This is a genomic window from Stenotrophomonas sp. PAMC25021, assembly GCF_004795795.1.
GTDB lineage: Bacteria > Pseudomonadota > Gammaproteobacteria > Xanthomonadales > Xanthomonadaceae > Stenotrophomonas > Stenotrophomonas muris.
Map to the genome: position 1 here is coordinate 2,535,493 of NZ_CP039255.1, position 12,858 is coordinate 2,548,350.

Sequence of the window (12,858 nt, forward strand, 5' to 3'; positions counted from 1 at the left end):
CATGCAGACGGGAGTTGTGGATGAGTACCGAGAAGAAAGCCGATTTCTCCGGCGTCAGTGGCAGTGTCGACAGTACCGCCGAGCAGGTGCCGAAGGCGGACTTCTCCGGCGTCAGCGCTTCGGTGGACAGCACCGCAGACGTTGTCAGCGGCGGCACCTATACCGTGCAGAAGGGTGACTCGCTGTCGAAGATCGCCAAGCAGCATCTGGGCGACGCCAATGCCTGGAAAAAGATCTTCGAAGCCAACCGCGATGTGCTTGATGACCCGGACAAGATCTTCCCGGGCCAGACCCTGAAACTGCCGCCGAAGTAAGCCGGCCATCGAACGCCGTCCGACAATCCCTGGGAGGAACCCCGAATGATCAAGACCACCCCGCTACAGACCGCCCTGATCGCCGCCCTGCTGGGCAGCGTTGCCCTGGTCGGTTGCAAGAAGAAGGAAGAGTCGACCGACAGCAACGCCGCTCCGGCAGCGACCGCCCCGGCCGAACCCGCAGCTCCCGCGCCGATGACCGGCGCACCGCCGCCGATGGCCGAAGCCGCTGCGGTCAACGTCTCGTCGGTCACCGTCGGCAAGACCGCCGCCGCCGACAAGTCGGTTGCGACGACGGCTTTGTTCGCACCGAAGGATGACATCATCGTCTCGGTCAAGACCGACGGCGCTGCCAACAACGTCACCGTTGGCGCCAAGCTGACCTATCAGGACGGCCAGGTAGCCGGCGAACAGAACGCCACCCTGAACACCAGTGGTGCGGAAACCACCAACGTCACGTTCAAGAATGCAAAGGGCTGGCCGGCCGGCAAGTACCGCGCCGAGGTCACCGTCGATGGCAAGGCGGCCGGAACGCCGCAGGAGTTCGAGGTCAAGTAAGTCCTGCCGACTCTCTCCCGGCAGGGCTCACGATGGACGCAGCCGCGAGGCTGCGTCCTTTTTTATTGGGCGATACTCAATCGAGGGGGAACTCGGGTACGCTGAACGGGATATGGAAAGGTGGGAGAGATGGGATGCTCAACTGGATTGTTCTCACGCTGGCAATGGCGTCGACGGACGGTGAAGTAGTCACCTATGTTCATACGGATGCACTCGGGAGTCCGGTGGCTATTACGGACTCAAACGGGAAGGTGATCGAGAGATTCGCATACGAGCCTTATGGCTCTGTCGTTGGAATCGCCGCGGCAGATGGTCCTGGTTACTCAGGCCATGTGTTTGATTCCACGACAGGTCTCAATTACATGCAGCAACGATATTACTCTCCCGAAATAGGTGCCTTTCTCAGTGTAGATCCCGTCGCTGCCTATGGTGGGAAGTCTTCCCTCTTCAACAGGTACCGATACGCCAATAGCAGTCCTTACAACTTTGTCGATCCGGACGGCAGAGTTCCTGTAGTTACGCGTATGAAGGACGGTTCGGTGAAAATCAGCTTCCCAACAAAGTTTTCAGGGGATGGTGCGACACCCAAGAACATAGCGACCTTCAAAGAGCAGGTGGCTTCAATGTCAGGAACCTATGATATTGGCGGGAAGGAGACGCGCGTGACGGTCGAGGTCACTGACATTGAAAAAAGTACCCCGCGGGCCGCCCGTAATGAGATAAAGCTTGTCAACGGGGAAACCTCCCGCCGCAGCGGGCGGAGTTTTGCGGAGTTGGGCGGAAAGAAGGGCGAGATCAATGTCCTGGATAGATTTGACAAGGGTGTTGTTCCTCATGAAGTGTCACATCTTGGCGGTGTGGATGATCTCTATGACAAGACAACGGGGCTGCCCAATCCTGCACGCGGCGACGGAATCATGAATAGGGTTCCCGGTTTGGTTGACAGCCATGCCATCGGTGGAATTGTGGATGGCGATTCGGCAGTCCAGAGACGGGAGCGTTGAGATGCTTGCACGCATTTTGGTTTTCTTCGCTTTCTTATTCCCGCTCACTTCGTGGGCCCAGGAATCTAGCCTGTGGAGCTACAGTTGCGACCACTTCCTATACGGCGCCTGTGTGCGGGTGCCGACAGACATGTCCGTGACCTACGAGGCACCTGTTGACTTTGGTCTGCACCGCATCAGGCGTGATGGTAGGGAAGTCGCCTTGATCTACGAGGGAGATGCCCCCGAAAAGCCTGTGCCAGGAAGCACGCCGGATCTGCGCATCACGGATGGCGGATATGTCGTGTCGGGGTATGCAAGGGCGGAAGGACCTTCCACCCGGTACGACGTCTACGTTCGACCCGGATCATCTGGTGCCGGTTCGCTGCACATCCGAGGCTCTGCAGCGACGGCTGATGAACTCGCCAGCCTGGCCGCCGTCGTTGGGGGATTCCGAATCTGCAACTTCCAGCAAAGCAAGCGCTCGCAGACATTGATCTGTCCAAGGCGTGCCGAGTGGGGGCAGCGATTGTCGGAGTGGGTCATGCGTGCCTCAACGAGCGAGAAGTCGAATTAGCCGTCAAGCCTCAGCTTCCTGACCGGAAGCGAGCCAACGACGAAACACAGCGGTCCAGTACCGCCGCGTATGGCACAGCTTTGCCCCGCGCGGCTGAAAACGCGACAATGCAGGGGTTTCCCCGCCGCGCGCCCACCCTGACGGCGACGGGGGAAAGCGTGGGGCCCGGCCCCGCGCGCGACACGGTTGCACGTGGCCCGGCGCTGGCGCCGGCCTTCCCCTGAGCACTGCTACAGAGTCCAAGTCCCCCATGTCCAAGATTCTCTACACGCTGACCGACGAAGCACCGTTCCTGGCCACCCAGTCGCTGCTGCCGATCGTCGGCGCCTACACCGCCACCGCAGGCATCGTGGTGGAAACCCGTGACATCTCGCTGTCCGGCCGCATCCTGTCGCTGTTCCCTGAACTGCTCAGCGACGCGCAGAAGGTCAGCGACGACCTGGCCGAGCTGGGCCAGCTGGCGACCACCCCGGACGCCAACATCATCAAGCTGCCGAACATCTCCGCCTCGGTGCCGCAGCTGAAGGCGGCCATCAAGGAACTGCAGGACCAGGGCTATCCGCTGCCGGATTACCCGGAAACCCCGGCCGACGACCAGCAGCGCGACTACAAGGCGCGCTACGACAAGGTCAAGGGCAGTGCGGTGAACCCGGTGCTGCGCGAAGGCAACTCCGACCGCCGTGCACCGCTGTCGGTGAAGAACTACGCGCGCAAGCATCCGCACCGCATGGGCGCCTGGGCGTCGGATTCGAAGTCGCACGTCGCGCACATGGCCGCCGGTGACTTCTACGGCAGCGAGAAGTCGGCCACCCTGGCCAACGCCGGTTCGCTGAAGATCACCTTCCACGGCAAGGACGGCAGCGCCGTCGTGCTGAAGGAAAAGACCGCAGTGAAGGCGGGCGAGATCGTCGATGCCGCCGTCATGAGCCGCAAGGCACTGGCCGCGTTCATCGGCGAGCAGATTGCCGATGCCAAGGCCCAGGGCGTGCTGTTCTCGCTGCACCTGAAGGCGACCATGATGAAGGTCTCCGACCCGATCATGTTCGGCGTGGCGGTGAACGAGTTCTACAAGGACGTACTGACCAAGCACGCCGACGTGCTGAAGCAGGCCGGTTTCGATGCCAACAACGGCATTGGTGACCTGGCTGCGCGCCTGCCGTCGCTGCCTGAAGCCACCCGCGCCGCGATCGAGGCCGACCTGGCCGCCGAGTACGCGCAGCGCCCGGGCGTGGCCATGGTCAATTCGGACAAGGGCATCACCAACCTGCACGTGCCGAGCGACGTGATCGTCGACGCCTCGATGCCGGCGATGATCCGCGACTCGGGCAAGATGTGGAATGCCGAAGGCAAGCTGCAGGACACCAAGGCGGTCATTCCGGACCGCTGCTACGCCGGCGTGTACCAGGCCGTCATCGACGACTGCAAGGCGCACGGTGCCTTCGACCCGGCCACCATGGGCTCGGTGCCGAACGTCGGCCTGATGGCGCAGAAGGCCGAGGAGTACGGCTCGCACGACAAGACCTTCCAGATCGCCGCCGATGGCGTGGTCAAGGTCACCGATGATGCCGGCGCCGTGGTGTTCGAGCATGCCGTGGAAGCCGGTGACATCTGGCGCATGTGCCAGACCAAGGACGCGCCGATCCAGGACTGGGTCAAGCTGGCCGTCGAGCGCGCCCGCCTGAGCAGCACCCCGGCCGTGTTCTGGCTGGACGCCGCCCGCGCCCACGACGCGCAGGTCATCGCCAAGGTCGAGCAGTACCTGAAGGACCACGACACCACCGGCTTGGATATCCGCATCCTGCCGCCGGTGGAAGCCACCGCGTTCTCGCTGGACCGCATCCGCAAGGGCGAGGACACCATCTCGGTGACCGGCAACGTGCTGCGTGACTACCTGACCGACCTGTTCCCGATCATGGAACTGGGCACCAGCGCCAAGATGCTGTCGATCGTGCCGCTGATGGCCGGTGGCGGCCTGTTCGAGACCGGTGCCGGTGGATCGGCCCCGAAGCACGTGCAGCAGTTCGTTGAAGAGGACTACCTGCGTTGGGATTCGCTGGGTGAGTTCCTGGCCCTGGCCGCGTCGCTGGAACACCTGGGCAACCGCTACGACAACGCCGCTGCCCGCGTGCTGGCCAAGGCGCTGGACGAAGCCAACGGCCAGTTCCTGGACAACGACAAGTCGCCATCGCGCAAGCTGGGTGGCATCGACAACCGTGGCAGCCACTTCTACATCGCGCTGTACTGGGCCCAGGCCCTGGCCGCGCAGGACGAGGACGCCGCCCTGAAGGCGCGCTTCGCCCCGCTGGCCAAGACGCTGACCGACAACGAGCAGAAGATCGTCGAAGAGCTGATCGCAGTGCAGGGCAAGGCCGTGGACATCGGCGGCTACTACCGCCCGGACGTGGCCAAGGCCAGCAAGGCGATGCGCCCGAGCGCGACCTTCAACGCCGCGCTGGAACAGCTGCGCGGCTGATCCACTGCCGTTCGGCCGTGACACCGGAACCCGCGCTTCGGCGCGGGTTTCTTTTTATGGCGCTGGGGTCAGATCCCTTTTGCAAGCAAAAGGGATCTGACCCCATTCGACCCGTGTCCAGAACCGTGACATCCGTCGGTCGTCGGAATGCCGTCAACGGGGCATGAAACTTGCCCGCGATGGCGGTCGCAGAATGGATCGGCGCCGTTTCGCAGTCGCCTTGAATCTGAGCAATCGATCACGACGGCCGCCGCTGGCGATGCCCTAGCCTTGACGACGCGAGGCCACCGGGGAGGTGGCCGCACGGGGAACACGGATGGCACGCGTGCTGGTAGTGGGAACCGATATCCAGGGCGAGCAGGCCCTGCTGCAACGGCTGCGCCTGGCCTCGGCGCTGCCGGATGGCCAGGTCCGCCGCAGCCAGGATCTGGACGATTGTGATCTGCTGGTCATCCGCGATACCCCGGCGCTGCGCAACGCCGCCCAGCGCATGCGGCAGCAACGTCCGCGCCTGCAGTGCTGGATCGAGGACATCGGCGGCCAGCTGCGTGATGGCGACGGGCATCAGGACGTGCTTGATGACGGTGCCATCGGTCGCGCGTTGCGTCGCATGCAGTTGGCACCGGAGCCCCTGGCCATGCAGACACCTGCGCCGATCCGCCTGGCAGATGGCGCGCACGCCATCACCCGCCTGCTGCGCGAGCGGCTGCCGCTGCGACAGGGCCAGGCACTGCTGGGTGATGCGGGCGAGCCTCTGCTGCTGATGGATCTGGAGCACGATCAGGCCGTGCTGTTGCAGGAGCCGGCTGCGGCGCTGGTGGAGCGGCTGGCCGATGCCTTTGAGCGCCTGCAGCTGGACGCGCTGACACCGGCGCGCCTGCAGGCCCTGGCCGGCGAGCGGCCACGCCAGCCGCTGCGGCCACTGCTGTGGCAATGGGCGCAACGCAGCCGCCATTGGCAGGCGCTGGACGAGCGCCTGCGCGGCGCCTCGGTGAAGCTGCTGCGCTGGCCGGACTTCCGCGTACTGGGCCATGACCACGATGGCTTCCGCCTGTGCTCGCTGCTGCTCAAGCGTGCGTGCACGGTTGAGGAATGCACGATGCTGCTCGAACTGCCGGCGGCGGCCGTTCGCGATTTCATCCATGCCGCCTATCTGTGTGGCTACGCACAGCTGCAGGCCGCCCCGGCGACGCTGATGATGGCGGCAGGTGGCACCCGCACCGACAACGGACTGCTCGCCCGCCTGTGGCGGCACCTGCGCGGGAGCGAGCGCAATGCGTGAGCACAAGGTGGTCGTGCTGGGCGGCATGGGCAGCGGCAAGTCGACGCTGGTACGCAGCATCGCGGCTGGCGCGGTGGTCGACACGGATGTGGCCAACAGTGATCGCCTCGGCGCCGACAAGGCCTCCACCACCGTGGCGCTGGACTATGCAGACATCGACCTGCCCAACGGCGAACGCCTGCGTCTCTACGGCACACCCGGCCAGCAGCGTTTCGATTTCCTGTGGCCGATCCTGCTGCAGGGCGCGCGTGGCGCGGTGCTGCTGCTGGATGCGCGCCGCGCCGGCCTGGCCAGCGAGCTGGAAGGCTATCTGCAGGTGCTGCAGCCGTTCGCATCATCCTTGGCTCTGGTCGTGGCGGTCACCCACCTGGACCAGGCACCGCAGGCCGCACTGGATGACTGGGCCATCCGTGCCTGCCTTGACGACCAGCCGCTGCCGCTGCTGGCCGTGGATGCCCGTGACCGAGGACAGGGACTGCTGCTGATGGATGTACTGATGAGCGAAATGGAAGCGCACGCACTGGTGGCTGCACATGGCTGACGGGCAGCTGGCGGTACTGCCCGACGCCGGTCAGCGTGAGCGCCTGCAGCCCCTGCTGCAGGACCTGCAGCAGCGGGTCGAAGGCGTGCGCACGGTCGTGCTGGCCAGCGTCGATGGCTTTGCCCTGGTCAGCGCCGGCGCCGAAGGGCGCGGCGAACGGCTGGCGGCGATGACCAGCGCGATGCTGGCGCTGGCTGCGGCGGTCGGGCGCGAACTGGTGCTGGGCGATCTGCAGACACTGATGCTGGAAGCGGCGGGCGGAAAGGTGCTGATGCTGGCGATCCAGGCCGAAGGGCGCGCACCGTTGCTGCTGATGGCGGCCTGCGACCAGCGCAGCGTGATCGGCCAGGTGCTGTGGCAGAGCAGGGAATGTGGCCAGGCGATCCTGGCCGAACTCGGCGGATCGTGAGCCCGGCCGCAGGGGAACAAGGGGCTCGGACCAACATCGACAAGGGGTGCGACGTGGCTGGATTGAATGATTCGTTGAACGCACTGATGGGCATCGACGGCGCGCAGGCAGTGGCGCTGGTCGATTACGAAAGCGGCATGCTGCTGGGCGAAGCCGGTGCTGGCATGGACATGGAAGTGGCCGCCGCCGGCAATACCGAAGTGATCCGCGCGAAGATGAAGACCGCCGCATCGCTGAACCTCAACGACAGCATCGAGGACATCCTGATCTCGCTGGGCAAGGCGTACCACATCATGCGCCCGGTGGCGAAGAAGAAGGGCCTGTTCTTCTACATCGTGCTGGACCGTACCAAGTCCAACCTGGCATTGGCCCGGCGCAAGGTGCAGGACGTGGAGGCCGAACTGGCGATCTGAGCGGCCGCCTCCGTAGCGCCGGACCATGCTCGGCTGCTTCCAGCCGAAGCAGCCGAGCACGTTCGGCGCTGCCTTCAGGCTGCTGGAAGCAGCAGTGCAGAGACGAACGAGAGAGCCTTGCTGTCGCGTGCGGCGAAGTACCTGGGCGCATGATCTGGCAGCCACACTTCGTTGAAGTGGCGGCGGAAGTCCTCGTAGAACTCGTTGGGATACAGCTTGGCCTGCACCGTGCGGCCGTCCGGGTAGGCGTGGTCATACGTGGGCAGCGCATCGGTGTCGACGCCGCGATGATCCCTCAGCCATTTGCAGAACAGTCGGCCTTCGGAGATGTCCGGCACCAGCGCCTGCGGGAGCGTATAGCCCGCCTGCTCCAGCGGTGCGATCAGGTTCAACGTCAGCTCGTTGAGCATCGAGAAATGGGTGTACGGCACCTTGGCACGGTTCTGCATGTAGCGGTCGATGTGCACGGGCAGCAACGCATTGGCGCGACCCTGCTGCCATTCCACCACCCACTGCGAGACCTTCACTGCGAACCTGCGCGACAGCCACTGGCCGAGGTGGATGGCGAGGTACGGGTGGATCCAGGTGCCCTGCATGGCCGGGTTCCCACCGGATACCACGTGGATCAGCTCATTCTCGGACAGCTTCGTCTGCGCCATGAGCTCCTGCAGGAACTCCTCCGTCGATTTCAGTGCCCGGTAGTCGGACCAGCGCTTGCCGACGGACTGGCACAGGGCGGTCGCGCTGATGTAGCCGTCGCGGGCGCGCTGCGGGATGACGTTGCCTTCCTCCACGCGCGGAATAAAGGTCATTTGCTGCATGCGTCACCTCGTGCCGTTGTTGGGCCTGAAAGGGTAGGCAGCAGGGCGGCATCAGGTCTGTAGGAATCGTTGCGTTTGTCGCGGCATGCAGTGGCCCTACACAAGCCACCCCACGCCAGCGTATGGTGAGGCAGGTCCTCCCGGGTGAGCCCTGCATGTCCGAGCCTGACACCGTTGCCGACTTGGCGTCGCGCATCGCCGGCGCCATTCACGCCGGCTTCGAGCAGTATCACGCCCGCTTTGCGGCGATCACCGCCCGTGCGCGGCAGCGTTTCGAGCAGCGCGACTGGGTGGGCGCGCGCCGGGATGCAGTCGAGCGCATCGCGTTGTACGACCTGTGCATCGCCGACCAGATGGATGCGCTGCGGCGCCTCGCCGGCGAAGCGATCGGGGAACGCGCGCTGTGGCTGCAGGTGCATGCGCGCTATAGCGCACTGCTGCGGGGGCTGATCGACGCCGAGCTGTACAAGACCTTCTACAACACGCTGTCGCGGCGCTTGTTCTCCACCCGTGGCGTGGACCCGGCGCTGGAGTTCATCGCCTTCGATGTCGAGCCGTCCGATGCGATCACCCACCCGGTCGCACGGCATACCTATGCGGTCTCGCCGACGCGGCCGGTGGAGGCTCTCCAGCGCGTGCTGGCCGATTACCGCTTCGACATTCCGTATGCGCACCAGCTGCGCTGCGCGGCGGCCATCGCTGTGCGCCTGCAGGATGATCTGGCCCACTGGGGTGATACGCCGGTGCGCAGCATCGAGCTGCTCGACACCGTGTTCTACCGGGAGCGCCGCGCCTACCTGGTGGGTCGCGTGTTCGGCGAACACCGCTTCTCACCGTGCGTGATCGCCCTGGTCAACGATGGGCAGGGCCTGCGTGCAGATGCGGTGCTGACCCGGCGTCGCGATGTCGCCCATCTGTTCGGCGTGTCGCGCAGCTATTTCCAGGCCGACCTTGCCACGGTGGGCGATGCGGTGGTGTTCCTGCGCAGCCTGTTGCCGGGCAAGCCCATTGATGAGATCTATACGGTGCTGGGCCGCGCCAAGCAGGGCAAGACCGAGCGCTACCGTACCTTCTTCCGCCACTTCAACGAACATCCGCAGGAGCGGCTGGTGCATGCCGAAGGCACGCCGGGCATGGTCATGGCGGTGTTCACCCTGCCCAGCTATCCGCTGGTGTTCAAGCTGATCCGCGACCGCTTCGCGTGGCCGAAGTCGATGTCGCGGCAGCAGGTGGAAGAGAAGTATGCGCTGGTGTTCAACCTCGACCGTGTCGGTCGCCTGCTTGATGCGCAGCCGTACCGCCATCTGCGTTTCCCGCGCGACCGCTTCGCACCGGCCTTGCTGCAGGAGCTGCTTGCGCAGTGCGCGCAGAGCGTGCGCGTCGATGGCGATCAGGTGGAAGTCGCACTGTGCTACGTGCAGCGTCGCTTCCGTCCATTGAACCTGTACCTGCGCGAGCAGGGCGGCGATGCGGTGCGTGCGGCGGTACTCGACTACGCGCAGGCGATCACCGACATGGCGCGCAACAACATCTTCCCCGGCGACATGCTGCCGAAGAACTTCGGCGTATCGCGGCATGGTCGGGCAGTCTTCTACGACTATGACGAGCTGTGCCTGGTCAGCGACTGCGTCTTCCGCGCCTGGCCGCAGCCGCGCACGCCGGAGGAAGCCATGGCCGACGAACCCTGGTTCCACGTCGGGCCACGCGACGTGTTTCCAGAGCGCTTCGGCCCGTTCATGGGCCTGCCGGCGGGCGAGCTGGCGGCGGTGCGCGAACATTACCGGCACCTGTTTGATCCCGCGTGGTGGCAGGGCCTGCAGGCGCGCTTCGCCAGCGGTGATTATCCGGATACGCCGCCCTATGCGGCGGTCCATCGCCTGGCCTGAACGGCGTGGCGTGGACTGCCTGCCGGTCCCGCTCGGACTGCGGTACGCTGGGGGTTCACCTCATCACCATGGATCCGGCAATGATGCGTTCCCCCCTGTTCCTTGCGCTGGCCCTGGCGTTCGCCGCCGGTGCTCCCCTGCTGCCGGCCGATGCCGTGGCCCAGAACGCGCGCGCCGTGCGCGCCACTGCCGAGATGAGCATGGTGCTGTCGGGCAGTATCGACGTGGCGGCCGATGGTTCGGTCAGCACGCTGGTCCTGGACCAGCGTGCCATGCTCGCACCCGGCATCGTGTCGTTCGTGGAAGGCGCCATCCGCGGTTGGCAGTTCGAACCGACGCTGCGTGATGGTACGCCGGTGGCCGTCCACGCGCCGCTGCGCGTACGCCTGCGTGGCAAGGAGCAGGAAGACGGCAACTACCAGATCAGCATGACCAGCGTCGACTTCAGTGAATATGATCCGAAGGCTACCGATTCGATCACCCAGAAGCGCATGCCGCCGCCGCGCTACCCCGAAGAGGCCTTCCGCAATGGCGGGCAGGGTGACGTACTGCTGCTGGTCAAGGTCGCACGCGACGGCACCGTGGCCGATGTCATTGCCGAGCAGGTGAACATGACCGTGGTCGCACCGGAACGGACCATGGCCAGGATGCGCGACATCTTCGCCAAGGCCAGTATCAGTGCGGCCCGCAAGTGGACCTTTTCGCCGCCGACCACCGGCGAGGACAGCACGCGGGATTCATGGACCGTGCGCGTGCCGGTCACTTTCGCCCTGAACAACAGCGACAACGGCCAGCCGGAACGCTACGGCCGCTGGCGTGCCTTCATCCCCGGCCCGCGCCAGGCCGCACCCTGGCGCACGCCGGATGGCGCCGGACAGGCGGGAAGTGATCTGCTGCCGGCCGGCGGCGTGTACATGGTCGATGGCACCCAGCGCGGCCTGCGCCTGCTGACGCCGCTGGCGCAGCGCTGAGCCCGGTGCGATGGAGCGGTCGGCCAGGCCGGCCGCTTTTCAGTCCGCGTACGGGTAGACCACCACGCGGTTGCGGCCCTGTTCCTTGGCCATGTACAGGGCCTTGTCGGCCAGCCGCAGCGCCTGCTCGGCATCGACATGGAAGCTGGGGAAGTGGGCCACGCCCAGCGACACGGTGATGGTGCCGACCGGCTCGAACGGATGATCGGCGATGTGCTGGCGCAGGCGCTCGCCGGCCTGGCGCGCCGAGTCGGTACTGATGCCCGGCAGCAGCAGCAGGAATTCCTCGCCACCGGCACGGCAGAGGATGTCGCTGTCGCGCGAGTAGCGGCGCATCTGGTCGGCGATATGGACGATGGCGGCGTCACCGACGTCATGGCCGTGGCTGTCGTTGATCGATTTGAAGCGATCGATGTCCAGCGCCAGGATCGCGAACGGAATGCCCTGCACCTGCAGCGCATCCAGCGCCTGCTGCAGGCCGCGGCGATTGAGCAGGCCGGTCAGCGGATCGGTACGGTTGGCGCGGTTGAGTGTGCCAATGCGGTCCTGCAGGGCGTTGAAGCTGTGCAGGACCGCCTGCTTGAGCTGGGCAACCTCGAAGTACCACGCGCGGATGCCGCTGACGTGGTTGATCGCGCTGCCGGTGTCCTCGCCACCCTGCACGTTGCGCGCCAGCTGCCACAGCGGCATCGAGATGCGTCGGGCGAACCACCAGGTGATCAGCAGTGACAGCAGGCCGAGCGGGATCGCGTTCCAGATCACCGCGGTCATCAACCTTGACAACGGCTGCAATGTGGCCTCGGTCGGCCGCTGGGCGATGATGCCCCAGCCGGTGACCGGTACCGGCGCGTAACCGGCCAGCATCGACACGCCCAGGTTGTTACGGACCTGCTGCGCGCCGCGCTCACCGCGCACCACCGCCTTCACCGCCGGGTTGCCGACCACGTAGTCGCCGACCCGCTTGCCGTCGGCGTGGTACAGCAGGCGGCCATGGCGGTCGACCACGTACAGGTAGGAGCCGTCGCGGTAGTAGTGCTTGCCCAGCAGCGTATGCAGCGCGCTGCGCTGGCGCAGGTACAGGGTGCCGCTGACGTAGCCGCGATAGTGGCCCTGGCGGTCGAAGATCGGGTGCGACAGCGAGACCAGCAGCTTGCCTGTGGTCGACTGGTACGGGTCGCTGATCATCGGCTGGCGTGCGGCCAATGCGGCATTGTTGCCGACGCTGTGCAGGATCTCGCCCTGCAGCTGCAGGGTCTGCGGCGAGGTGGCGATCACCAGGCCGTCGGCGTCCACCACCAGCGAGGAATTGAAGCTGTTGGTCTGCAGCTGCAGGCGGCTGGCCTCGTCCTGTGCCTGTGCCGGATCGAGGTCACTCTGGCCGAGCCGGGTGGCGGCGTAGGCCAGCTCCTGCTGTGCGGCCAGCAGGAAGTTCTGGGTGGTCTCGGCCAGCTTGGTGGCATAGACGCGGTTGGCTTCCAGGGTATTGCCGACCAGCTGGTCGCGCTGCACGCGGTAGCTGGCCAGCAGGGTATTGGCCAGGGCGATGATGGCGCTGAGCAGGGCCAGGGCGAGGATCAGCTTGCCCAGGTTGAGGCGGGGAGACAGCGTTCGCATGCGTCGACGGATCCGG

The 12,858-nt window shown here is 65.5% G+C and carries 12 protein-coding genes; 10 read left to right on the forward strand and 2 right to left on the reverse strand.

Annotated elements, in window-relative coordinates:
- The first annotated feature begins 20 nt into the window (after positions 1-20).
- From E5790_RS11910 to E5790_RS11950, 8 genes are all read left to right on the forward strand, one after another.
- A complete protein-coding gene (locus tag E5790_RS11910) occupies positions 21-314 on the forward strand; it encodes a LysM peptidoglycan-binding domain-containing protein (RefSeq protein WP_005419771.1) in 294 nt (97 codons plus the stop codon).
- Between the two features lie 45 nt (positions 315-359).
- Complete coding sequence (locus E5790_RS11915; RefSeq protein WP_014648644.1) at positions 360-872, forward strand: hypothetical protein; 513 nt, start codon at positions 360-362, stop codon at positions 870-872.
- Positions 873-1,006: 134 nt separating this feature from the next.
- Positions 1,007-1,876, forward strand: a complete 870-nt coding sequence (locus tag E5790_RS11920; protein WP_111205610.1) for an RHS repeat-associated core domain-containing protein — start codon at positions 1,007-1,009, stop codon at positions 1,874-1,876.
- A gap of 806 nt (positions 1,877-2,682) precedes the next feature.
- Positions 2,683-4,905: an NADP-dependent isocitrate dehydrogenase gene (locus tag E5790_RS11930; RefSeq protein ID WP_046432822.1), complete on the forward strand. Its 2,223-nt coding sequence runs from the start codon at positions 2,683-2,685 to the stop codon at positions 4,903-4,905.
- 316 nt (positions 4,906-5,221) lie between these two features.
- Entirely contained in the window at positions 5,222-6,187 is a 966-nt protein-coding gene (locus E5790_RS11935; RefSeq protein ID WP_075076478.1) for a hypothetical protein, read from the forward strand.
- Positions 6,180-6,728, forward strand: a complete 549-nt coding sequence (locus tag E5790_RS11940; RefSeq protein WP_014648641.1) for an ATP/GTP-binding protein — start codon at positions 6,180-6,182, stop codon at positions 6,726-6,728. Before E5790_RS11935 ends, E5790_RS11940 begins: the two co-directional genes overlap by 8 nt.
- Positions 6,721-7,137, forward strand: a complete 417-nt coding sequence (locus tag E5790_RS11945) for a roadblock/LC7 domain-containing protein (protein WP_014648640.1) — start codon at positions 6,721-6,723, stop codon at positions 7,135-7,137. Before E5790_RS11940 ends, E5790_RS11945 begins: the two co-directional genes overlap by 8 nt.
- 53 nt (positions 7,138-7,190) lie before the next feature.
- Complete coding sequence (locus E5790_RS11950; RefSeq protein ID WP_014648639.1) at positions 7,191-7,550, forward strand: hypothetical protein; 360 nt, start codon at positions 7,191-7,193, stop codon at positions 7,548-7,550.
- Positions 7,551-7,624: 74 nt separating this feature from the next.
- Here the strand turns inward: E5790_RS11950 and E5790_RS11955 are convergent, their stop codons facing one another.
- Positions 7,625-8,371, reverse strand: coding sequence for a KilA-N domain-containing protein (locus tag E5790_RS11955; protein WP_014648638.1), 747 nt, complete (start codon positions 8,369-8,371; stop codon positions 7,625-7,627).
- Positions 8,372-8,526: 155 nt separating this feature from the next.
- Between E5790_RS11955 and aceK the strand changes: the two genes are divergently transcribed.
- A complete protein-coding gene (gene aceK, locus E5790_RS11960; RefSeq protein WP_111205609.1) occupies positions 8,527-10,257 on the forward strand; it encodes a bifunctional isocitrate dehydrogenase kinase/phosphatase in 1,731 nt (576 codons plus the stop codon).
- Positions 10,258-10,337: 80 nt separating this feature from the next.
- Complete coding sequence (locus tag E5790_RS11965) at positions 10,338-11,228, forward strand: energy transducer TonB (RefSeq protein ID WP_111205608.1); 891 nt, start codon at positions 10,338-10,340, stop codon at positions 11,226-11,228.
- 39 nt (positions 11,229-11,267) lie between these two features.
- Here E5790_RS11965 and E5790_RS11970 read toward each other — a convergent pair whose 3' ends face one another.
- A complete protein-coding gene (locus E5790_RS11970; RefSeq protein ID WP_014648635.1) occupies positions 11,268-12,842 on the reverse strand; it encodes a sensor domain-containing diguanylate cyclase in 1,575 nt (524 codons plus the stop codon).
- Positions 12,843-12,858: the final 16 nt, after the last annotated feature.